The organism is Stenotrophomonas sp. NPDC077461, from assembly GCF_049545475.1.
Classification (GTDB): domain Bacteria; phylum Pseudomonadota; class Gammaproteobacteria; order Xanthomonadales; family Xanthomonadaceae; genus Stenotrophomonas; species Stenotrophomonas nematodicola.
On record NZ_JBMWDO010000007.1, the window covers coordinates 177,501 to 198,263 of the forward strand.

A 20,763-nucleotide genomic window follows, 5' to 3' on the forward strand; every position below is an offset into this window, starting at 1 on the left:
GGGCGCCTCTTCATCTGGAAGCGCCGCATGTCGTTACTGATCGTACTTGCAGCGCTGGCCTTCCTCATGCTGGTGGCCTACCGCGGCTACAGCGTGATCCTGTTCGCGCCCATCGCCGCGCTCGGTGCGGTGCTGCTGACCGATCCCTCGCTGGTGGCACCGATGTTCACCGGCTTGTTCATGGACAGGATGGTCGGCTTCCTGAAGCTCTATTTCCCGGTATTCCTGCTGGGCGCAGTGTTCGGAAAGCTGATCGAACTGTCCGGCTTCTCGCGTTCCATCGTCGGTGCGGCGATCCGGCTGTTCGGCCCGCAGCGGGCGATGCTGTCGATCGTGCTGGTGTCGGGCCTGCTCACCTACGGCGGTGTGTCGCTGTTCGTGGTGGTGTTTGCGGTGTATCCCTTCGCTGCCGAAATGTTCCGCCAGAGCAACATCCCCAAACGCCTGATTCCGGCCACGTTGGGCGTCGGCGGCTTCAGCTTCACGATGGACGCGCTGCCGGGTACGCCGCAGATCCAGAACATCATTCCGACCGCGTTCTTCGGCACCGATACCTGGGCCGCACCGGTGCTCGGCATTCTCGGCAGCGTGTTCGTGCTTGCGGTGGGCATGGCGTACCTGGAGTGGCGCCGCCGCGCGGCACTGCGCACGGGCGAGGGCTACGGCGACCCGGCCACGCTGGTGAACGAACCGACCCCCTTCGCCGGCACCCAACTGGCCCATGCCGGCATCGCCATCCTGCCGCTGGTGCTGGTATTCGTGTCCAACAAGCTGTTCACCCTGGGCATACCGCAGTGGTATGGCGGCGAACACAGCTTCATCCCCGCGATCCTGGGCAGCGCCGCACCCGTCGTGCAGGACGTACAGAAGATCGGCGCCATCTGGGCGGTGGTGGGCGCGCTGCTGGTGGGCATCCTGTCGGTGCTGGCACTGGCCTGGCGCCCCGTGGTCACCCGGTTCGCCGACGGCACGCGCACCGCGATCAGCGGGGCGGTGCTGGCTGCCATGAACACCGCCTCGGAATACGGCTTCGGTGCGGTGATCGCCGCATTGCCGGGTTTCATGGTGGTGGCCAACGCATTGGGGTCGATCCGGGACCCGCTGCTGCATGAAGCGGTCACGGTCACCGGTCTGGCCGGCGTGACCGGCTCGGCCTCCGGCGGCCTGAGCATCGCGCTGGCGGCGATGTCGGAGACCTTCATCGCCAACGCGCAGGCCGCCGGCATCCCAATGGAGGTGCTGCATCGCGTCGCCTCGATGGCGTCCGGCGGCATGGACAGCCTGCCGCACAACGGCGCCGTCATCACGCTGTTGATGGTGACCGGGCTGACCCATCGCCAGGCCTACAAAGACATCTTTGCGGTGACCCTCATCAAGACCCTCGCGGTGTTCGTGGTGATCGGCATCCATTACGCCACCGGCTGGGTTTGATCGCGGCGTCGCTGCACCCTCTGGAAGGCTGGTCCACGAGGTTTCCCGGTATTCCTTCATCCACGACTCACCTGAGAGGAGCTGGTCATGACATCTGGAATCGGTTCAATCAAGGCAGCCATGCGCGTGCTGTGCGCCTGGCTTGCCACGGCAGGCAGTGCCGTTGCGGCTGGGCCCGCCGGCCATTGGGACATCGGTCTATACGGCAACCTGTTCGGCAGTCGCGAGTACCAGGTATGGGTGCCCGCAGACTATCAGGCCACCCGGCCGCTGCCCCTGCTGCTGGTGCTGCATGGCTGCGTTACCGGCCCCAACCTCATGGGTGAGGCCTCCGGCTTCAACGACGTCGCCGATACCGAAGGTTTCATCGTGGTCTACCCGCGCCAGAACGTCACCGCCAACCCGGCGCGCTGCTGGAACTGGCAGTTGCCGATCAACCAGGCGCGCGGCAGCGGCGAGGCGTCGATCCTGGCCGGCATCGTGGACGCGGTGAAGGCCGGCTACAGCGTGGACCCGCGCCGGGTCTACGTCACCGGCATCTCGGCGGGCGGCGCGATGACCTCGATCATGCTGGCCTGCTACTCGGATGTCTTCGCCGCAGGCGCGATCCATTCCGGGGGCATGTACAAGGGCGCTACCACGGTGACCGGCAGCGCCTACGCGCTGTTGGCGGGCAGCATCTACCCGCCGGACAGCAACGGCCGGCTTGCCTGGCAGTGCGCCGGCTCGCCGTCGCCTCGACCGATTCCGGTACTGGTGTTCCACGGCACCGCCGATGCCACGGTGAACCCGGTGAACGGACAGCAGGCCGTCCGCCAGTTCCTGCAGACCAATGATCTGGCCGACGATGGCGTTGACAACGATTCGGTGAAGTACGTGCCAACCAGCACCTTCACCGGACAGGTGCCGGGTGGGCGCACCTATACGCTGGATACCTACACCTACGGTGGCCGGACGCTGGCGCAGCACTATGTCGTGCAGGGGATGGGGCATGCCTGGAGCGGCAGCCAATCCGGCTTGCCATTCACCGACCCGCAGGGGCCGGACGCCACCCTGATCACCTGGCTGTTCCTGAAGGATCACCTGCGCTGAGCAGCGCGCCAGATCCGTCACGCATAACTGCCCGAGATCCTCTGCCAACGCGGGAAGACCAGCGCGAACAGATGGGCGGTACGCTGCAGGCGACATATCGGGAAGGTGAAAGGTGCTACGACTCCCTCGCCATCCTGGCGGGGGAGATCGCCCACAGGAGGCCCACCATTCGAGCCCCCCCGCGCAGCGTGGCGGCCTCAATGGAGGTCTACCGGGAACACGGGAGAGAAACGTCCGCTCAGCCGGGCAACGTACATTTCATCTTGCCGTCCACATAGTACGGCTTGGGCACGTTCGGGCTGTCGCTGGTCTTTTCGAAGACCACCTCGAACGACGCCACATCGGGCGAGCCGTTCCGCTCGGTGCATGCGTCCTGGAGCTTCTTCTTTACCGCCGTGATGCCGGCATCGCGGTTGACGCCGTCGGCACTGTTGGTGAGATTCACGGTTTCAGCCGACGCAGCGGCACTGAACCCAATCAGGCAGCCGGTGATCAACAGGGTGTGGAGCTTGGTCATGGTGCACGTCCTTGCAGAACGGAATGGCATTCCAGCATAAGGCGGGCGGGTGAAGACGTCGTCGTCCAATGCGGAGGAGCGGCAGGCGCAGGCGTGCGCTCCAGTGGCGCTGCCAACGGGCGCAGGGGTTCGTCGATCATCGCCTGTACCCGATGGCAGGCAGGGTGGAAGAAGGGTCATTCCGGGTGGCTGTGGCGGTGTTGATGCACGCGACGCATGTCGGGAGCCAGGTCGCTGCGACCTGCACCGATGGCGCTGGATGGGTCACCTCAAAACGCTTTTGACCGCTCAGGGACCGGTGCGCTTCAGCGGCAGGAGCAGGCCGTGCAACGCCGCGCACACTTTTTGAGCGTTCCGGAACAGAGCGCGTACCCGCCGCTGGCTAGAGTGCAATCGCCGCTGACAGACAGGAGCCCAAGCCGACAGGAGGGATCGCAGCGCGCCAGTACCGGCAGGTCAACACGCTACGGCGTTGCCGGAAGACAGACTACTCACACGAACCGAGGGGAAACACCATGAAATCGATCATCCTGGTCGCGGTACTGCTGTGGGCATCCATCGCGACTGCCCACGCGAAGCAATGCTATGAGGCCCAGGCAACGGTGAAGCAGGCGGCGCCGTCGGACAAGTGTACGCAGACCGAAAAGGGCTATGCGAACACCGGCAAAGGGGTGCTTACGCACGAAGGCTGCACCGCGGCAAAGAGCCAGGCAGCAACCAAACTGCGGGCCCGGCTGCAGGAGTCGTGCCGGGCCTATGTCCAGACCTATGACAAGTGCAGTGTCATCGACGTCACGTCCTGCAGCTGAAGCGCGGACCATTGCCAGGCTTCCCGGGCCTCAGGGCCTGGGAAGCCTGCGCTTGCCCTGGCAGGGCAGGCCCTCCGGCTGCCGGAACGGGGCTGCGGCCAGCGTGGCGACGCGTGCCGTTATTGGCAACCACGCGTCGCCTGGTGGAGCATGATGATGGCGGTGGACACGATTCCCCGATCACCCGGGACACGTTAGAGGACCCGAAAGAGCGTGTAGGCGGCCGTAAGGAGGATGAGCGACGCCAGTACAATGTTCAGCATGCCGCGATGCTGCGCCAGCGAGGTGGATGTGCGCGCGCCGATGATGCCGCCCACGCTGCCGGCAACGACGAAGACGGCGGCGAGCGGCCAGTTCACCAGTCCGGATGATGCATAGTTGATGGCGGTCGCCAGGCCAAAAGCGGAAACAGCAACGAGAGAGCTGCCAACCGCGGCGAGCACGGGCATTCCGGTGGCCGCCACCAACCCGGGGACAACCAGGAAGCCGCCACCAATGCCGAAGAAGCCGGAGAGTGCTCCAGAAGACGCCCCCAACCCGAGCAGTGCCGGTGCGTTTCCTTTGCTGAGCCGGACGCTTGCATCACCTGCCGCATTGCGTTTGCGCAGCATGAGCATGCCAACCGCGATCATGAGCAGGGCAAAGAGCAGCAGCAGCCGCTGTCCGTCGATGGCCTTGCCCAGCGTTGAGCCGAGATACGCACCCGCGACACCCGCCAACGCGAAGACGGATGCGCATGGCCATCTCACGTTTCCCTTGCGGGCGTGCACGAAGAGATTTGAAAGTGCATTGGCAGCAACCGCGAGCGCGCTCGTGCCAATGGCGACGTGAGGGTCGTCGATACCCACCAGGTAGAGCATCAGCGGGACAGCCAGGATCGAGCCACCTCCCCCGACCAGTCCGAGTATGAAACCAACGAGAATGCCGGAGAGTCCACCCAGCGCGAGCTGCAGCAGGGAGAGGGTTTGCATGTCGGTTGGCCGTCAGGCAGGGGAGGAGGGGGCATCCCGCAGGCGCGAAGCGAGAGAGGAGAGGTCGTAGCCAGCCTCACCGGCAACGGACAGCACCTGTTCGGGCGTCGCTCGGCCGGTACGAACCTGGGATAGGGCCCATAGCGACGTCGAGCGGGTGCCGGTCCTGCAGTAGGCGGCGATGGGCGCAGGCAGTTGCTCCAGCAGCACGGCAAACTGCTGCACTTGTCCATCGGCAATGCTGCCAGGCACGACGGGAAGATAGGCAAAGCGCAGCCCCGCCCTGGAGCAGGCAGCCTGCAGTGCAAGGTGATCGGGCTGGTCCGGCTGCTCGCCGTCGGGTCTATTGCAGATGACACTCGAGATGCCCGCCTCTTTCAGCGCGGGGATGTCTGTGGGAGCCAGCTGGTCGGTCACACGCAGGCAAGGTGAAAGCGATCGGAGATTCATGGCGAACCCTCTGTTGTGCGGAAGTGGTAGATAAGCCAGTGGAGGAGCATGCCGACGACCATTGCGGCCGCGAACACGAGCGCAAACGTTTGACCTGTCGCCAACAGTGCAACTGCAGGGCCTGGACACACGCCTGCGAGTCCCCAGCCGATACCGAACACGGCCGCGCCGATGACCAGGTGTCGATCGATCTGGCGCTGACGGGGGATGTGCAGCGCGGCAGCGAGCACAGGCACATTGCGTGCGCGGACCCACCGATAGGCGATCGCTGACGGAATCAGGGCGCCGGCCATGACGAGGGCCAGTGACGGATCCCACTTGCCTGCGACGTCGAGGAAGGCAAGCACGCGCGCGGGATTGGCCATGTCCGAGACGACCAGACCCAACCCGAACAGGGCACCAGACAGAAATGCCGCCAACCGGATCACGCTCCGCCTCCCATGATCATGCGCGCAACCGCCACGGTGGCCATGCCCATGAGCATGAACATGCCGGTGGCGACCAGGGAGCGCGGTGACAGCCTGGCCAGGCCGCAAACGCCGTGACCACTCGTACAGCCAGATCCGAGCCGCGTCCCGAAGCCGACCAGCAACCCGGCCAGGATGAGCAGCACCGGTGGGGAGCCTGCGGGAGAGGGCAGCGAAATGGGCTTGACGGCCAGCGCCACGCCCGACGACACCAGCAGCCCCGCCAGGAAAAGAGCCGACAACGCGCGGTCGCCCCCTCGCGACAGGCCAAGGGTGTTGGCAAGCAAACCGGAAACACCGGCAATGCGACCGGTCAGCGCCAGAAACCCACCCGCTGCCGTCCCGATCATCAGGCCGCCGATGAGTGGCCAGTACCACGCCAAGGAGGGCAGGGTCATAGCAGGTCCACCGGCAGCTTCAGGTAGCGCACCCCGTTTTCATCAGGCTCGGGCAGATGGCCCGCGCGCATGTTGACCTGCACGGAAGGCAGGATCAGGCGCGGCATGGGGAGCGTCGCATCGCGGCTCTCACGCATCTCCACGTACGTCGCCTCCGTCACGCCCTCATGCACATGGACATTTGCGGTTCGTTCCGCGCCTATGGTGGTTTCCCATGCGAAGCGATCCCGGCCCGTGGCTTTGTAATCGTGGCAGAGGAACACCCGGGTTTCATCCGGTAGAGCCAGTAGACGTTGGATCGAGCGATAGAGCTGGCGGGCCGAGCCTCCGGGGAAGTCGCAGCGGGCCGTGCCGTAGTCCGGCATGAACAGTGTGTCGCCAGCAAACACCGCATCCCCGATGACGTAGGCCATGCATGCAGGGGTGTGACCGGGCACGTGCAACGCCGTGGCCTGCAGGTTTCCAACGGTGAACTCCGCGCCATCGGTAAACAGATGGTCGAACTGGCTTCCGTCGCGCTTGAACTCCGTACCTGCGTTGAACACCTTGCCGAAGGTGTCCTGGACGATGGTGATGTGCTCGCCAATGGCAAGCTTTCCACCGACCTGCTGCTGCAGCCAGGGTGCGGCGGAAAGATGATCGGCGTGCGCATGCGTCTCCAGCAGCCATTGCACCTGGAGGCCTTCGTCACGAATGTACTGGACCAGCGCTGCGGCCGAGCCGGTCGAGGTGCGTCCAGAGGCCATATCGAAATCAAGAACCGAGTCGATGATGGCGCACGCTGAAGAACGGGGATCACGAACCACATGACTGGCCGTGAACGTGGCGGGATCGAAGAACGTCTTGATGCAGGGGGAAGGCGTGTCGCCTTCTCGCGCCCTGCGTACGATGTCCTGAGCCCTCTCCAATGCAGAATCGATGATGACAGGCGTATTCACGGCATGCTCCCGGCGGTCGGATTGTGGATATTACTTCATAGTTACCGCAACTATGCAACTATTGGCGTGTACCCGTGGTACGGTTCAGCTGCCGTGCGGATTAACAGGTACGCTCTAGCTCTCCTGTCCGGTGCCTCCGCTCTTGAACGACCGTCTTACCGCAACCAACCTGGCCGACATGAAGGAACGGGTGCCTGACGTGGCAGAGTTGCTGCGCTTCATGGCCACGCCGTCGCGTCTGCTCTTGCTCTGCCAACTGTCTCAAGGGGAATCGACCGTGGGTGCCCTCGAGGAGGCGACCGGCATCCGACAGCCGGCCCTTTCCCAGCAGCTTGCCGAGCTGCGCCAGCGGCGTCTGGTTACGACCCGGCGAGAGTCACGTTCAGTTTTCTATCGCATCGATGACAGCCGCGTTGAGGCGATGCTGGTTGCCCTGCATGGAATCTTCTGCGTGGATCAGCCCGACGAGCGGCCATGAGCACGTCTGCCCCGCCGTACGCTGACAGCCACCACGCTGATGATCGCCCCAACTGACGCCAGCAGCACATCCTTGTGTGCATCCCATACGTCGCCCTGGATGCCGAGATACGCCATCCCAAGATCCTGGTCGACCACCAGTGCCGCGCCCCATTCGATGAGTTCGTAGGCAGCGGACGTGGCGATGATGAACTGAACGGAAATCAGGTTCAGCGTCAACTCACCGGCAACCATGTGCCTCGCATAGAGCTCCTTTGCCGCAGGCACGACCAATGCGCCGTAGGCAAAGTGGACGAGCCTGTCGAAATGGTTGCGATTCCAGTGAAACACATCGGAAATTGTCCCGCCAACCAGCTTCTGCGCCCAAGCGTCATAGGGAACTTCCGCATAGGTAAAATGCGCACCCACAGCATGAAGGCACAGAAAGATGAGAAGCAGCGCGTTGGTGCCAGGCCTGAACGGGCGCCGCCACTGCTGGACGACGAGGTAGGGAACAGCAGCGAACGCCAGTAGATTCTCCAGCAACCAATCGCGTCGATGGTACGGTTCCACGGCGGCCAGCAGCCAGCAGCCCGCATAGATCGCAAGGCACAACATTGCAAAGCGACCCGGCTCCAACAGCGTGGCACGGAACCTGCGTTCTGGCCTTGCCGGGCTGAGCGTCGCCAGTGCGGGATCGTCAGTGGGCATACAGCACCGGGATTGCCGCCCCCAGCAGCAGCGCACTCGTCATTCCGCCGACTGCCCACTCGCGGAGGCGGGAATGACCGTAACCGCCGACCACGACCAGCGATGCCTTGACCGCGTTGGCATGGTCGACAAGGACCTCGCTGGAGCGACGGTGCTGACCAGCCAGCTTGATGGCGGATGCGGCGATGCCCCAGCGGTGGAGGTGTTCGATGAGAGAGGGCATCACAGTGTCAGCCACATCCATCTCGTCCCGGTACCTGCATATTTCCACCAGTTGCACAGACTGCACCTGCTGCAGCAACGGAATGGCAGCATGCAGGGCGCGGCACGCATTCGGGGTGTCTTTCCAGCCCACGACTGCGCACGCATTCCCACTTGGCCGCCAGTGTGGCGGAACCACCACAACAGGCCTTCCCGCGTCAAAAAGCAACGCGTTGAACAGGGCCAGACCTATCGGATCGGGCGTCGAGAAGCCTGACCAGCCGCCCAGAATGACCATGTCCGCAGAGAAGGCCAGTCGCGCGGCAAGCTCCGCGGGCGATTCCGTTACGGCTTCATGAACTTCCACAGAGACTCCGGGATGTTCTGTGATTCTGGCTCTGATCCTTGCCGCTCTCCCGGAGGCTTCCTTACGCTGCGCGTCCTGCGCCGCCAGGAACGATGGCCTGGGCGTCGGATCAGGCGTTCCTATCGCAGGTGGCGGCAGGTAGACGGTTTCAATGATGCGCACTCGCGCATCCTGCGATCTGCCGATCTCGATGGCGAAGCGTATGGCCGCGTCATCCGTTGACGAATCCGCCAGCGGCACAAGAATGTCTTTCAGCATGGTCCCGCCCTCCCACCGGTCACCACGATGACGGGAATCTGGGAGGACTGACGTCGCAGCATCGTCAACCCATCCCCATCGGGCAGGCCGAGGTCGAGCAGGATCAGATCCACCACCTCGCGGGACAGGCATTGCTCCGCCGCCGCAACGCCCGCGGCCATGTGGCACTCAATGCCGTGATTCTGCAGGAAGCGGGCCGTGAGGCCGGCAACGGCAGCATCGTCTTCGACCAGGAGGATGCGTGGCCGGGCGATCAGGGGTCGTTCGAGCACCGCCATCGACGCGCCCTTCAAGCTTGGTTTCAATGATCATACCCTCGGCTGACGGCGGCACACGGCACGCCCCTCATTCATCTTTGCGAAGACTCAAGGGTAGTCCGGCACGGTTGAAACACCCCTCATGACGTGTCCCGGGCGTGTGGCGAGGCGCTGGCATGCAGTCTCACAGTCACCTTCAACCCGTTGAGGCATTGCGACGTGCCAAGGCTGATCTCCCCGCCATGCGCGTCCAATGTCTCCTGGACGATGGACAGGCCCAATCCGCTGCCCTCCGCGCCACTTCCGATCACCCGGTAGAAGCGGTCGAAGACGCGGTCCTGCAGATCGTTGGGAATGCCAGGTCCAGAGTCTTCCACCGTGAGTACGCAGTGTTCCCCCGTCTGTTCGGTAGACACCACCACGACGCCATGCTCGGGTGTGTAGCGGATGGCGTTCTCCACGAGGTTGCGAACCAGCAAGCCCAGCGAGAACTCGTCACCGAAGACGTTGGCGTTGTCGAGAACGAGATTCATGACCTGACGCTTGGACGCGGCCAAGCCCCGGAGCTCTTCAACCTCGCTGCTCACCAGGGCGTCCAGACTCAGCTTGCGAAACGCGTCCTTGCCGATACCGCGCTCGGTCCGGCTCAGCGACAGCAGTTGCGATACCAGTCGTTCGACACGCTCTACTCCTCGCGCAAGCAACCGCTGTGACTCCTGGCGCTCTTCATCCAGCGTGGCGAGGCGTGCATTGTCTGCGTGAACCTTGACCGCACTGATGGGCGTGCGCAGCTCATGCGCAGCGTCTGCGATGAAGCGGCGCTCGCGCGCCAACGCGAGATCGAGTCGCTGCAGCAGCTCGTTGACCGCGCGAACCAGGCCGTGGACCTCCTCCGGGAGCTGGGTGTCATCCAAGGGCGTCATGCGGTCGGGATCGCGCTCACCGATGTCCGTGGAGACTTTCCGCAACGAGCGCGTCGCCCAGGCGACCGTCAGCCAGATCACCACGGCCATCACCGGAAGCGCAAACAACAGCGGCAGCAGCGTGCCGATGGCAATGTCCTCGGCCAGTTCCTGGCGGATGTCCGAACGCTCGGCGGACTGAAACCATCGACCCTGTGGCGAGCGCAGCGTGAACGTGCGCCACTGCGCCCCGTCAATATCGACATCCGCGTAGCCCGGCGACAGGCTCGCCATTGGGGCAGTGGGCGCACTGTCCGATCGAAGGAGCAGGCGACCCTCCGGCGTCCATATCTGAAAAGCCAGCTTGTTCTCGTAGGCATGCCCGTCTTTGAAGGCCAGTGCCTCGCCCACGCCCTCGGCGCGCCCGTGCCAACCACGCAGGACGATGGGGTCGCCAGGGAACGCGCTCAGATCGCTGAGCGGCTCGTCCACCAGGCTCAACAGCACCCGTGAGGACTGCACCAGCCGGGCGTCGAACATCTCCCCGGCCTCCTGCAACCCGGCCCGGTAGCTCAGGCCGGCCGCCAGCAGCATGAGCAGGGAGAGCACGCCCAGCAACACGACCAGCAGGCGGCGACGGATGGACGTCATGCAGCCGCATCCGAGGGGTCACCCAAGGCGTAGCCGATTCCCCGCACGGTGCGGATGATGCCGGGATCCAGTTTCCTGCGCAGTTGGTGGACATGCACATCGACGGCATTGCTCGCCACGTCCTCATCCCAGCCATACAGGTGCTGCTGGATGGTCTCGCGCCCAAGCGGCCTGCCGTGTTGTTCCATGAGCAGTCTCAACAGAGCGAACTCCCTGCGGGTCAGGTCCAGCGCGTGCCCCTTCCAGACAGCGGTCAGGCGGGCCGGGTCCAGGCACAGCGCACCGGCCTCCAGAGTCGGTGCTGCACGCCCCACGCTGCGGCGGAGCAGGGCGCGGACGCGGGCAAGCAGTTCGGGGGTGTCAAACGGCTTGCCCAGATAGTCGTCCGCACCCACGTCCAGCCCCAGGGTGCGGTCAGCCGCCCGCTCGCGGGCGCTGAGGACCAGGATGGGGACGTTGCCGCCCGCTGCGCGCACCTTCCGGATGACCTCGATCCCGTCCAGCCGTGGCAAGCCCAGGTCGAGGATGACCAGGTCGATGTCGCCGTCGCCGATGGCGGTCAGCGCGGCGGCACCATCCTGCACCCAGTCCACGGCATAGGCAGCGCGGCGCAGAGCAGTCCGGATGCCTTCACCCAGTGATGCGTCGTCTTCGGCAAGCAGAATGCGCATGCAGGCAGTCTCGTCGTCCCGGATTCACTTGGCAAGGTGGGCCCGGACCTCCTTGAGTTTGGCGGACGCTTCGGCCCGGCGTCCGGCATCGGCGATGTCACGGCCGGGGCGGGCAGGTGCCGCAAGCGCCTTCTCGAAGGCTGCCTGGGCGCCGTGCCAGTCCTTCTGGTCGCGCAGGAAGTCGCCGTAGAAGTAGTTGGCATCGATGCCGGTCGGGTCGACGACCAACCCCTTCTTCAGCATGGCCGCCGCGGTTTCGTCATTGCCGAACCCCAGTGGCCACCCGGGAACCTGGTAGTAGAGGGCGCCCAGGCTGGTATAGGCCGCCCCCTGCAGTGCGTTGGGGTCCATCTTCAGGGCAGCCTCGAAGTCCGCGCGTGCCTGCTTGACCAGACTGAGCGCCCCCATGCCCCCCTTCTCGCCGGCGAGACTGGAAAGGACGATACCTTCCCAGATCAGTGCGCTGGCATTCCGTGGCTCGGTCTGCCGGGTCTTCGCCGCCTGACTGGCCAGCGCCTCGAACGCGGCCTGTCGTTGCGGCTTGCTGGTCTGGTAGTTGATCTGGGCCCAGCGGTCCCGCAACTGGGCAACCGTCATGGGCGTTCCTTGCTCGGCGGCACAGGCAATGCCGACCAACATGACCAACGCGCTGATGAGCAGGATGAACATGGCTTTACCGTGACGTTGCTTCATGGGAGGAGTCCTCGTGGATGGGCTGCGCCTGCGAGGCGTGGCGCCTGATGATGGGAAGCTGGGCGCGCAGGCTGCGGTCGACCAGCGCGGGGAACATGCCGTTGATGCGGGCGAAGAGCTTTTCCGGCCATCCGAGCTGGCGGCGCCGATCGCCTTGGCCGATGGCGTGGACAAGCGCACGGGCCACCGCCTCCGGAGCATCGCTGCCCACCTTGAGCTCTGCGTTGAGGGCATCGACGGCAGGCGTATTGAAGGCGGTGCGCGTGGCGCGCGGAGAGAGATACTGGAAGCTCAGGCCGGTGCCGTCGTGTTCACGGGCAAGCGCCTCCATGAGGCCGCGAAGGCCGAATTTGCTGGCGCTGTAGGTGGCGAATCCGGCGAAGCCGATGCTGCCGAAGGTGGAGCCGATGGCCACGACGCTGGCCTGCTCGTGGCGGCGCAGTACGGGAAGAAGGGCGTGGATCAGCAGGGCGGAGCCGACCAGGTTGGTCTGCAACAGATGTTCCAGCGCATCGGGATGCTGGTCTTCGAACAGCCCGAACGCGCTCTGGGCGTGGCCGAGCACCAGGACGGACGGGGACGCATCGGCCTGTCGGATCGCAGCAAGCAGGTGCGAACGGCCCAGTGACGTGGACAGGTCGGCGACCACGGTGTGCACGCGCCCCATCGGCAGCCCTGCGGCAAGGGCGGTGAGGCGACTGCGGCTGCGCCCGACGGCCAGGATCGAGGCGCCCGCGTGGACCAGCGCCTGACACAGCGCCACGCCGATGCCGCCGCTGGCGCCGGTGACGATGACGGTCCTGCCGGCAAGGTTCATCACGCGGCCTCCGCCCGGCGCACGCCGTTCGGGCGAAGCGTGCGGAAGATGTCCCCGTACAGCACGTAGAAGCGCCGGGCGGCGTGGATGACGGCCTGTTGATCAGACGGATCGTCCAGTCGGTCCATCAGCCCTTCGAAGAAACCGACATGCTCGATGTCCAGATCACCGTGGGACAGCAGGTAGCTGAAGGCGTTGCGCGGCAGGTCGAGCGAGGTCTGGATCTTGTTGGCGGCGCGGGTTGCCAGCGCCACACTGGTTCCCTCCAGCACCAGGACCATGCCGAAGAAGCCGACCGGGTTGCCGCGGTGGATGGTGTCGTACGCATAGCTGACCATCAGCTCGGTCGCCAGTGAGGGACGGCTGGCGGCGGCTTCGGCGCGGTCGGCACCGCAGGCCGCCAGGTCGTCCAGCACCCACTCCTGGTGGCCCATCTCTTCTTCGATGTACTCACCAATGGCCGTGCGCAGCCATTCCAGCCGGGCCGGCAGGCGCGCCCCGCAGGCCATCAGCAACGGGACGGTGTGCCGCACGTGGTGGTAAGCCTGTCCGAGAAAAGCGACGTAATCTTCGCGGGCGATCTGCCCCCCCAGCGCGGACTGGATGATAGGCACGGAGATCAGGGTGGCCCGTTCCTCCTGGGTCTGGGCGAGCAGTTCGGAATGGAAACTCATGCGGATACTCCCGTGGAAGGAACGGCGGCGGGACGGCGATAGCTCGCATCGACCTCGGCCTGGAAATGGGACAGGATGGCGTCGCGGCGTGGGCGTCCGTTGGAGGTAAGCAGCCCGGCGCTGGCAGAGAACGGCGCCGGTGCCCGCACGATGCGCGAGACGCGCGCGTAGTCGGGCAGACCTGCGTTGACCTGGGCCACGGCGCGGGCGAGGGCGGCATCGTCAAGGTCGGCACGACGCGCCACCAGCACGGCGACGTTGTCGGCCTGTGCTTCGCCCCATACCACCGCCTGGGCCAGGTCCGGATGGGAGAGCAGCTCGCTCTCCACCCATTCGGGTGAGACATTGCGGCCAAACGCGGTAATGAAGACATTCTTGCGGCGGCCCGTGACGTGGACGAATCCGTCAGCGTCCACGTGGCCAAGATCACCTGTACGGATCGGCCCGTCCGGGAGCGGTTCCGACCCCAGGTAGCCCAGCGCACGTGCCCCCTCGACCTGGAGTTCACCGTCGACAACGGCGACGCGGGCGTGTGGCAGCGCTTTGCCGACACTGCCGTCCCGGCTGGCGTCGGGTCGGTTGAGGCAGACCACCGAGGCACACTCGGTCAGCCCGTAGCCTTCAAACACCGGCAGACCGAGCGCCCGTGCGCGTGCCAGCAGTCCCGGCCCCACGCGCCCACCTCCGACGGCGATATAGCGCAGCGAGGCGGGCAGGGGAGCACCACTTTCGGCGGCCATCACCACCGCAAGCAACAGCTGGGGCACCAGGATGACGCTCTCCGGCTGGTAGCGGTGCAGACACCGCAGCAGCGTCGGTACATCCAGGCCCGAGGCGCCGGTGTAGCCGATCTCCGCCAGCGACGGGAGCGCGATCTGCGCGTCCGACAGCAGCGTTGCATACAGCCCGGCAACGTTCTCCAGCAGCGTGGAGAGCGGCATCAGGCAGAGGTGGCGGCGCGGTGCAATCGACGACGAGGCCTGCACCAGTGAACTGGCGACTGTAAGCAGCGTGTCGCCTGACAGGCACACGCCCTTGGGGCGGCCGGTCGTGCCGGAGGTGTAGGTCACGCATGCCGTGCCGGCGGGAAGGCCGACCGGAGCCGCCGCCTCAGTCCGCCACTGGGCGAGCATCCCGCCATCCAAGGTCCCCAGTGCGCCCATGCTGCCGGGTGGCGCTGGCGCACCGCCGGCGGTGACAACACAGTGGGCACCGCTGGACGCCAGCGCATGAGCAACCTGCTCAGGAGAGAAGAACGTAGGCAACGGCACATGCACGCCGCCGAGCTCGCGCACGGCAAGATCCAGAACCAGCCAGTGAATGCCGTTGTCCAGCCGGCTTGCGACGCGGTCGATGCCCTGCAGGTCCAGTCGATCAGCCAATCGCACTGCGCGCTGCCGGATCTGCTCATCTCCAACCTCCGCACCGGAGATGAGCACGCGCGCCTTGCGTCCGCCGAGACCGGCGATCAGGGGAGAGGTCGACGCGGTCATTGCGCACCCACCATGACCTGCAGAGACGGATCCGAATCCGTCCTGGGGCGTGCATCCTGTTTCAGTGCTTGATGCAGGAACGCGCGTCCGGCAGCGACATTCCCGCAGACCACCTTCGGCCGGGCCTGGTAGTAGCTGCCCCACTGGGATGCATCGCCGGTGAGTCGCCCCGGGCTTGCTTCGCCAAGGTCCACCGTGACCAGATGCAGCCGGTCGAGGGTGTTCCGCAGCTGTTGGGTGGCCGCGAACAGCACCCAGCGCACGCGTGCGGCATGCAGCATGTCGGTCAAACGGACAATCAGCTCACGCGCTACGCCGGGGGTGGTGGCGGCAAAGTTGCCGATCTCGGCGATGCGGTCGCGACCCACGCAGGCGATTTCCCGGTGGGACAGCAGTGCCTGTGCCGGCTCATCGAGATACTGCTCGACGAACAAGGGACCCTCGCTGCCAACACGCATGCCGACGGCTGCCACCATCTGCCCCTGTCCATCCCGGAACGCAAGCAGATGGGGCAGGAACGCGTGCAGCGAGGCACCGTAGCGTTTGCGGTACACATCGGCGATGAACTGCTCCACCTGGTGGCGGCGCGGGTCCTGCGGGCCCACCACCTGCGACTGCGGCAGGATCGATGGGAACGTGACAGCGAGGGAAGTGGGGATCCAGGACATGGCGAGCATGCTGGCCGGCCCGGATTAAGGCTGAATTAGGGCGTAGTTAAGCAGCCATTAGCATTCTGGAATGCTTTCGTTGTCGGGAGCACCTGCATCAAGCGTGGTAAGCGCACGCGCAGTACGCTCATGCGGTAGGCGATGGAGTGCATGCAGCGGGACAGGTAGAACCCGTTGCGGTCGTCCTGGCGCGTTCCAGCGCACCGCTTCAGGAAGCACAGCGGGGGAGGGCGACGGTCCGCCGTCGAACGGGCGGAAGGCAGGCGTGCCCGAACGGCGTCTGGTCGGCAACCGGCCTTGACGCCAATGTTATATCATCACATTTGCGTCGTCAGCCAACAGGCGGCGATAGGCCCCTTTCAATCTCCTCTTCGAATACCCATGAAAATCCATATCCTGGTGGTCGCCGTTGCCGCCGCCTGCCTGTCCATGCAGGCCAACGCCCAATCGGTCGACTCCGCCCTGACCTTGGGCAAGGTCGATGTCCACTCGCATTCCGAAGGCCAGCTCACGGCGCACCAGGTCCTGACCTCGGTCGATGTACTGGGTGCCGACCAGATTGAAGACAAGAACGTGTCGCAGAGCTGGGAACTGCTCGGTCAGATGCCCGGCATCCAGCTCACCGAAACCCGCCAGGGCGCCGAGTCCGGCAAGGTCAGCTTCCGTGCCTTCAACGGCGAGGGCTACCTCAATGCGATCAAGACGTTGATCGACGGCGTGCCCAGCAACGTCAACAGCGGCAACCAGCGTTTCATCGACATGCTGTTCCCACTGGAAATCAGCTACATCGAAGTCGTGCGCGGCACCAACGATCCGCGCTACGGCCTGCACAACATCGGTGGCAATGTGAACTTCGGCACCCGTCAGGGCGGCACCTACACCGACGCGCGCCTGGGCTACGGCAGCTACAACACGCGCAGTGCCCAGCTGGCGGTCGGTCGCGAAAGCGATGGAGTCGCCCGGAACTACTTCCTGGGCTACCAGGACGCCGACGGCTACCGCGACAATGATGCATCGAAGAAGTACAGCATCGGCGGCAAGTGGTTCTACGGCAACCTGGAAGACGATGGACTGCGTGCAGGCCTGACCGCCCGCGCGTATCACAACGAAGCCGACGAGCCGGGCTTCATGACGGCAGAGGAACTGCGCACCCACCGCCGCGGATCGGACCTGCGAAACCGCAACGATGGCGACGACCGTGACATGCGCCAGGTCGCCGCCCATGTCGACCTGAAGCTGGCCGATGCTCTGTACTTCGGCACCAGGCTCTACTACAACAGCTACGAAGACGATCGCCGCATCACCTTCAGTGACCTGCCCACCGGCAATGCGCCGCGCCAGCGCCGCATCTGGGATGAAAGCCAGTTCGGCATGCTCAACACCCTGACCTGGAATGCGAGCAGCGTGCTGACCCTGGAAGGTGGGTTCAATTACGAGCAGCAGGACAACCGTTACCAGCGCATGCGATTCAGCTACGCCGAGCCGACCGACTTCTGGGCCACGCCGGCACGCATCCAGAATGACGAACGACACAGCTTCGACAACTGGGGCGCATACGTGCAAGCCATTTACCAACCGATCGAGGCGTTGAAGATCGTTCCCGCGTACCGTGTTGACCGCTACAGCGGCCGCACGCGCCTGGTGGATGGCACGACCGGCAGGCTGCAGCGCTACGGCAACATCAACCAGCCCAAGTTGAGCCTGGTCTATGCGCTGACCCCCAGCGCCAATATCTACGCCAACTGGGGGCGCACAGCGCAGGTGCTGACCGGCGGCACGGCCCCGGCTTATCTGACCCCGGGCCAGGCGGCGATGAGCCCTTCCACCAACACCGGCATGGAACTGGGAATGAAGTTCAGCCCGTTCCGCGGTGCGCAGGCACGCGTGGCGGTCTGGCAGCAGGATGCGGAAAACGAAATCTCCAACATGCCGGCCACCGGGACCACCGTGCAGCTGGGCAAGACCCGCCGGCGTGGCGTGGATGCGCAGATTTCCGCACCGCTGGGGGAGCGCTGGACCGTGTGGGCGTCCCATGCGTACCAGGAGGCCAGGATCGAACGCGACGGCCGGGCAGGCGTGGAATCGCTGGAGGGCAATGAAGTGGCTGCCGTGCCGCGCCACATCAGCAACGTGGGTGTTGATTTCCGTGCCACCGACGCCCTGAAGTTCGGGCTGCAGGGCCGCGCGCAGGGTGACTACTACCTGGAAGAGCGTAATGTGGCCGGCAAGTACGGAAACTTCGCCGTGCTGGATCTCAGTGCCGGTTATCAGATCAATCCAACCTGGAGCGTCGATCTGCAGGTGAAGAATGCCACCGGCCGTGAGTACGCCTACGTATGGTATGACAGCTTCTTCCAGAGCCAGACACAACCCATGTTCTCGCCTTCGGCTGGTCGGCAGGTGTATATCGGGCTGACTATGAAGCTGTGAAGGACGGGGGGGGGCGCAGCTACGCACCACTGGCGTCACCAGGATGGAAGCCTCTGGGAAGGCGCTGCGCCGGCGCCTGGTCGACACCGGGCATCACGTCGTGGCAATCAGAAGTAATTACCGCAGGTAGGGTGCGCCCGCCCGTTTGCAAGGCCCCCGACATAGGCACATGATTGCCGCTGCAAGTGATGTCCTTCCGGTCGGCACCGTCAGAAGGCAGAGCCAGCTCGGCGATCGCCTGCCGTCTACATCCGACAGTACTCCATAACCCTGCGCAGGAGAGTGAGGATGAAAGAGCGGATACGGAAGCGTCAGTCCACGGGTGCTCACGGAAGACTCGTCTGTCTGATTGCAGCGAGCATCCTCGCCTGCGCCTGTTCCCCCACGGAAGCTGCAGCCCTCGACCAGACTCCACCGATGGGCCACGTCGACAACGAAGCCGCTGCAGACGCCATTTTCGAGGGCGGACCCATCCTGACGATGGCGGGGGACCAACCGGCTTATGCCGAGGCGCTGGCTGTCAAGGACGGCAGGATCGTCTTCGTCGGCACCAAGGCGGGCGCGATGAAACACAAGGCCCCTGCCACGCGTTCTGTCGACCTGTCCGGGAAAACCCTGATGCCCGGCTTCATCGACGGCCATGCCCATCTCCTCCAGTTTGGCTCCCAGGCCGTTGGAGCCACGCTGCTCGCGCCGCCCGACGGGTTGGTCAATACGATGGATGACGTGGTTGCGCAACTGAAAGCATTCGGTGCGGGTCCCGATGTCGCGCGAACTGGTTGGATTTTCGGCATGGGCTATGACGATGCGTTGCTGGGTCGCCATCCCACACGCCAGGATCTCGACAAGGTGTCAATGGATATTCCGGTGCTGGCGGTGCACATCTCCGGCCACTTCAGTGCGATGAATACCGCAGGGCTGAAGGCGGTTGGCATCACCCCTGAAACGCCGGATCCCGAGGGCGGCAAGATCAGGCGCGAAGGCGACGGAAAGACTCCCAATGGCGTACTGGAGGAACTCGCCAGCATTCCCTACGCCGTCGCCATCCTTAATCCAACCAGGCAGGACGACAAGGACTATTTCCTGACGCGTGGCCTGGAACTGGCCAAGCGTTACGGCTACACCACCGCGGTGGAAGGCCGATTGATGGGCACTGCCAACGCTGACCTGATGTCTGCTGCAAAGAATGGGCTGCTCGACATCGACGTGATCGGCTGGCAGGACTACACCGGCATTGATCAGCTGGACAAGTTCTACAGCAAGCGCTACAGGGACCACTATCGCTTGGGCGGTTTGAAAATCACACTCGATGGCTCGCCACAGGGACGCACAGCCTGGCGCACTACGCCTTATCTGATTCCGCCGGATGGGCAGAACCCCGGATACAAAGGCTACCCCGCCATTCCCGATACCCGTCAGGTGCAAGCCTATATGGATAAGGCTTACGCGAACGAGTGGCCGGTCAAGGTCCATGCCAACGGCGATGCGGCGATCGATCAGATGCTGGCGGCATTGCGCCCCGTCGTGCAGAAACACGGCGTGAGACCGGGTGAGGCGATCCTGGTCCACGGTCAGTTCATCAGGCCTGACCAGATCCCCCAACTCAAGGAGCTGGGGATCTTCCCCTCGATGTTCCCGATGCATACGTTCTATTGGGGGGACTGGTACGGCAAGATCATCGGCAGCGACAAGGCAGCGCAGATATCTCCCATGCGGTCCATCATGAACAGCGGGTTGCATGTGACCACTCACACCGACGCACCGGTGGCGCTACCCAACCTGATGCAGGTGGTATGGGCGACGGTCAATCGCGTCTCGCGGTCTGGAAACGTGATCGGCGGTGGCGAGCGGGTTACGGCCTATGAAGCCCTGAAGATGGTCACATTATGGAGCGCCGAACAGTTTGGTGAAGCAGACCAGAAGGGATCGATCGAGGTGGGCAAGCAAGCAGACTTTGTGGTGCTGTCCAACAATCCCGTTGCCATCGAGCCCATGCAGATCAATAAGATCGTCGTCGTTGTAACGATCAAGAACGGAAAGACCGTCTACGTCAGAAAGGAGACCCCTGACGCCAACGGGCTGGAAGCGCCGCTGATGTCGTGCCGAAGCGAGTGTAGCGGCTCTGCGCGAATCGACGAGTCGTAACGGTCCTGGCGATCGGGTCAACGCGCTGCTGTGGCGTGCTGTACCAGGCGGCACGCGGGTGTGGGAAAGTTCGGCCAGGGTGATCAGCAGTCTCGTCCTTGGCATGCTCTATCAACCGGTTGAGCAGGATGCCGATGTAATACGCGACGGACTTTCCAGATTACGCAACAGAATCCGCCTGCTCTTGCGCGAAGACAGAATGATCTGCCGGCCTCCCTCTGCTGCAACCGTCCAAGCCAGCCCCGGCGCGGCACACGCGCAGGCCCCGAGCGCGGAGACCAAGCAGGCAGGGCGAT

At 64.5% G+C, this 20,763-nt stretch carries 22 protein-coding genes; 6 read left to right on the forward strand and 16 right to left on the reverse strand.

What is annotated here, in order from left to right; genetic code table 11:
- The first annotated feature begins 27 nt into the window (after window positions 1-27).
- Both ACPEH8_RS13815 and ACPEH8_RS13820 read left to right on the forward strand, forming a co-directional pair.
- Window positions 28-1,431, forward strand: coding sequence for a GntP family permease (locus ACPEH8_RS13815; protein ID WP_026070478.1), 1,404 nt, complete (start codon window positions 28-30; stop codon window positions 1,429-1,431).
- Window positions 1,432-1,518: 87 nt separating this feature from the next.
- A complete protein-coding gene (locus ACPEH8_RS13820) occupies window positions 1,519-2,523 on the forward strand; it encodes an alpha/beta hydrolase family esterase (RefSeq protein WP_423667163.1) in 1,005 nt (334 codons plus the stop codon).
- A 238-nt stretch (window positions 2,524-2,761) separates the two neighbouring features.
- Here the strand turns inward: ACPEH8_RS13820 and ACPEH8_RS13825 are convergent, their stop codons facing one another.
- The gene (locus tag ACPEH8_RS13825) at window positions 2,762-3,040 is read right to left on the reverse strand and encodes a hypothetical protein (protein ID WP_423667165.1); all 279 of its coding nucleotides are present in this window, start codon (window positions 3,038-3,040) and stop codon (window positions 2,762-2,764) included.
- 515 nt (window positions 3,041-3,555) lie between these two features.
- On the opposite strand from ACPEH8_RS13825, the gene ACPEH8_RS13830 reads away from it, so the two are divergent.
- Complete coding sequence (locus ACPEH8_RS13830; RefSeq protein WP_017354334.1) at window positions 3,556-3,849, forward strand: hypothetical protein; 294 nt, start codon at window positions 3,556-3,558, stop codon at window positions 3,847-3,849.
- 194 nt (window positions 3,850-4,043) lie between these two features.
- Here ACPEH8_RS13830 and ACPEH8_RS13835 read toward each other — a convergent pair whose 3' ends face one another.
- From ACPEH8_RS13835 to ACPEH8_RS13855, 5 genes are read right to left on the reverse strand one after another with little or no spacing between them, the layout of a single operon-like run.
- Window positions 4,044-4,805: a sulfite exporter TauE/SafE family protein gene (locus ACPEH8_RS13835; RefSeq protein WP_423667203.1), complete on the reverse strand. Its 762-nt coding sequence runs from the start codon at window positions 4,803-4,805 to the stop codon at window positions 4,044-4,046.
- Window positions 4,806-4,832: 27 nt separating this feature from the next.
- Window positions 4,833-5,270, reverse strand: coding sequence for a TIGR01244 family sulfur transferase (locus tag ACPEH8_RS13840; protein ID WP_153164079.1), 438 nt, complete (start codon window positions 5,268-5,270; stop codon window positions 4,833-4,835).
- Entirely contained in the window at window positions 5,267-5,698 is a 432-nt protein-coding gene (locus ACPEH8_RS13845) for a YeeE/YedE family protein (protein ID WP_153164080.1), read from the reverse strand. Before ACPEH8_RS13845 ends, ACPEH8_RS13840 begins: the two co-directional genes overlap by 4 nt.
- Complete coding sequence (locus tag ACPEH8_RS13850) at window positions 5,695-6,135, reverse strand: YeeE/YedE family protein (RefSeq protein WP_287251179.1); 441 nt, start codon at window positions 6,133-6,135, stop codon at window positions 5,695-5,697. The genes ACPEH8_RS13845 and ACPEH8_RS13850 overlap by 4 nt, the downstream gene beginning before the upstream one ends.
- The gene (locus tag ACPEH8_RS13855; RefSeq protein ID WP_423667206.1) at window positions 6,132-7,043 is read right to left on the reverse strand and encodes an MBL fold metallo-hydrolase; all 912 of its coding nucleotides are present in this window, start codon (window positions 7,041-7,043) and stop codon (window positions 6,132-6,134) included. Before ACPEH8_RS13855 ends, ACPEH8_RS13850 begins: the two co-directional genes overlap by 4 nt.
- A gap of 208 nt (window positions 7,044-7,251) precedes the next feature.
- Here ACPEH8_RS13855 and ACPEH8_RS13860 point away from each other — a divergent pair, with 208 nt between their 5' ends.
- Window positions 7,252-7,551: an ArsR/SmtB family transcription factor gene (locus tag ACPEH8_RS13860; RefSeq protein ID WP_026070483.1), complete on the forward strand. Its 300-nt coding sequence runs from the start codon at window positions 7,252-7,254 to the stop codon at window positions 7,549-7,551.
- Here the strand turns inward: ACPEH8_RS13860 and ACPEH8_RS13865 are convergent.
- From ACPEH8_RS13865 to ACPEH8_RS13910, 10 genes are all read right to left on the reverse strand, one after another.
- Window positions 7,530-8,240: a DUF2238 domain-containing protein gene (locus ACPEH8_RS13865; protein ID WP_423667168.1), complete on the reverse strand. Its 711-nt coding sequence runs from the start codon at window positions 8,238-8,240 to the stop codon at window positions 7,530-7,532. The two genes, ACPEH8_RS13860 and ACPEH8_RS13865, sit on opposite strands and share 22 nt — an antisense overlap.
- Entirely contained in the window at window positions 8,230-9,066 is an 837-nt protein-coding gene (locus tag ACPEH8_RS13870; RefSeq protein WP_423667171.1) for a universal stress protein, read from the reverse strand. The genes ACPEH8_RS13865 and ACPEH8_RS13870 overlap by 11 nt, the downstream gene beginning before the upstream one ends.
- Entirely contained in the window at window positions 9,060-9,359 is a 300-nt protein-coding gene (locus tag ACPEH8_RS13875) for a response regulator (RefSeq protein WP_037590666.1), read from the reverse strand. The genes ACPEH8_RS13870 and ACPEH8_RS13875 overlap by 7 nt, the downstream gene beginning before the upstream one ends.
- Before the next feature lie 104 nt (window positions 9,360-9,463).
- On the reverse strand, window positions 9,464-10,855 hold the full coding sequence (locus ACPEH8_RS13880) for an ATP-binding protein (protein WP_051008546.1): 1,392 nt from the start codon (window positions 10,853-10,855) through the stop codon (window positions 9,464-9,466).
- A gap of 17 nt (window positions 10,856-10,872) precedes the next feature.
- Complete coding sequence (locus ACPEH8_RS13885) at window positions 10,873-11,547, reverse strand: response regulator transcription factor (protein ID WP_017354345.1); 675 nt, start codon at window positions 11,545-11,547, stop codon at window positions 10,873-10,875.
- A 24-nt stretch (window positions 11,548-11,571) separates the two neighbouring features.
- Window positions 11,572-12,240 (reverse strand): hypothetical protein, encoded by a 669-nt coding sequence (locus tag ACPEH8_RS13890; RefSeq protein WP_423667174.1) that lies wholly within the window; start codon window positions 12,238-12,240, stop codon window positions 11,572-11,574.
- Complete coding sequence (locus tag ACPEH8_RS13895; protein ID WP_262071500.1) at window positions 12,221-13,057, reverse strand: SDR family oxidoreductase; 837 nt, start codon at window positions 13,055-13,057, stop codon at window positions 12,221-12,223. The genes ACPEH8_RS13890 and ACPEH8_RS13895 overlap by 20 nt, the downstream gene beginning before the upstream one ends.
- Window positions 13,057-13,731: a TenA family transcriptional regulator gene (locus tag ACPEH8_RS13900; protein ID WP_423667177.1), complete on the reverse strand. Its 675-nt coding sequence runs from the start codon at window positions 13,729-13,731 to the stop codon at window positions 13,057-13,059. The genes ACPEH8_RS13895 and ACPEH8_RS13900 overlap by 1 nt, the downstream gene beginning before the upstream one ends.
- Window positions 13,728-15,224, reverse strand: a complete 1,497-nt coding sequence (locus ACPEH8_RS13905; RefSeq protein ID WP_423667179.1) for an AMP-binding protein — start codon at window positions 15,222-15,224, stop codon at window positions 13,728-13,730. The genes ACPEH8_RS13900 and ACPEH8_RS13905 overlap by 4 nt, the downstream gene beginning before the upstream one ends.
- Complete coding sequence (locus ACPEH8_RS13910) at window positions 15,221-15,892, reverse strand: thermostable hemolysin (RefSeq protein WP_423667182.1); 672 nt, start codon at window positions 15,890-15,892, stop codon at window positions 15,221-15,223. Before ACPEH8_RS13910 ends, ACPEH8_RS13905 begins: the two co-directional genes overlap by 4 nt.
- 381 nt (window positions 15,893-16,273) lie before the next feature.
- Here ACPEH8_RS13910 and ACPEH8_RS13915 point away from each other — a divergent pair, with 381 nt between their 5' ends.
- Together ACPEH8_RS13915 and ACPEH8_RS13920 are read left to right on the forward strand one after the other, a co-directional pair.
- Complete coding sequence (locus ACPEH8_RS13915; protein WP_423667185.1) at window positions 16,274-18,322, forward strand: TonB-dependent receptor; 2,049 nt, start codon at window positions 16,274-16,276, stop codon at window positions 18,320-18,322.
- Between the two features lie 288 nt (window positions 18,323-18,610).
- Window positions 18,611-20,467 (forward strand): amidohydrolase, encoded by a 1,857-nt coding sequence (locus tag ACPEH8_RS13920; protein WP_423667188.1) that lies wholly within the window; start codon window positions 18,611-18,613, stop codon window positions 20,465-20,467.
- The last annotated feature ends 296 nt before the right edge of the window (window positions 20,468-20,763 follow it).

Coding starts and splice junctions, on each gene's coding strand:
- ACPEH8_RS13915 (WP_423667185.1), top strand. CDS start 16,274: ATGAAAATCCATATCCTGGTGGTCGCCGTTGCCGCCGCCTGCCTGTCC.
- ACPEH8_RS13910 (WP_423667182.1), bottom strand. CDS start 15,892: ATGTCCTGGATCCCCACTTCCCTCGCTGTCACGTTCCCATCGATCCTG.
- ACPEH8_RS13890 (WP_423667174.1), bottom strand. CDS start 12,240: ATGAAGCAACGTCACGGTAAAGCCATGTTCATCCTGCTCATCAGCGCG.
- ACPEH8_RS13820 (WP_423667163.1), top strand. CDS start 1,519: ATGACATCTGGAATCGGTTCAATCAAGGCAGCCATGCGCGTGCTGTGC.
- ACPEH8_RS13815 (WP_026070478.1), top strand. CDS start 28: ATGTCGTTACTGATCGTACTTGCAGCGCTGGCCTTCCTCATGCTGGTG.
- ACPEH8_RS13905 (WP_423667179.1), bottom strand. CDS start 15,224: ATGACCGCGTCGACCTCTCCCCTGATCGCCGGTCTCGGCGGACGCAAG.
- ACPEH8_RS13830 (WP_017354334.1), top strand. CDS start 3,556: ATGAAATCGATCATCCTGGTCGCGGTACTGCTGTGGGCATCCATCGCG.
- ACPEH8_RS13920 (WP_423667188.1), top strand. CDS start 18,611: ATGAAAGAGCGGATACGGAAGCGTCAGTCCACGGGTGCTCACGGAAGA.
- ACPEH8_RS13870 (WP_423667171.1), bottom strand. CDS start 9,066: ATGCTGAAAGACATTCTTGTGCCGCTGGCGGATTCGTCAACGGATGAC.
- ACPEH8_RS13895 (WP_262071500.1), bottom strand. CDS start 13,057: ATGAACCTTGCCGGCAGGACCGTCATCGTCACCGGCGCCAGCGGCGGC.
- ACPEH8_RS13900 (WP_423667177.1), bottom strand. CDS start 13,731: ATGAGTTTCCATTCCGAACTGCTCGCCCAGACCCAGGAGGAACGGGCC.
- ACPEH8_RS13850 (WP_287251179.1), bottom strand. CDS start 6,135: ATGACCCTGCCCTCCTTGGCGTGGTACTGGCCACTCATCGGCGGCCTG.
- ACPEH8_RS13860 (WP_026070483.1), top strand. CDS start 7,252: ATGAAGGAACGGGTGCCTGACGTGGCAGAGTTGCTGCGCTTCATGGCC.
- ACPEH8_RS13825 (WP_423667165.1), bottom strand. CDS start 3,040: ATGACCAAGCTCCACACCCTGTTGATCACCGGCTGCCTGATTGGGTTC.
- ACPEH8_RS13865 (WP_423667168.1), bottom strand. CDS start 8,240: ATGCCCACTGACGATCCCGCACTGGCGACGCTCAGCCCGGCAAGGCCA.
- ACPEH8_RS13840 (WP_153164079.1), bottom strand. CDS start 5,270: ATGAATCTCCGATCGCTTTCACCTTGCCTGCGTGTGACCGACCAGCTG.
- ACPEH8_RS13885 (WP_017354345.1), bottom strand. CDS start 11,547: ATGCGCATTCTGCTTGCCGAAGACGACGCATCACTGGGTGAAGGCATC.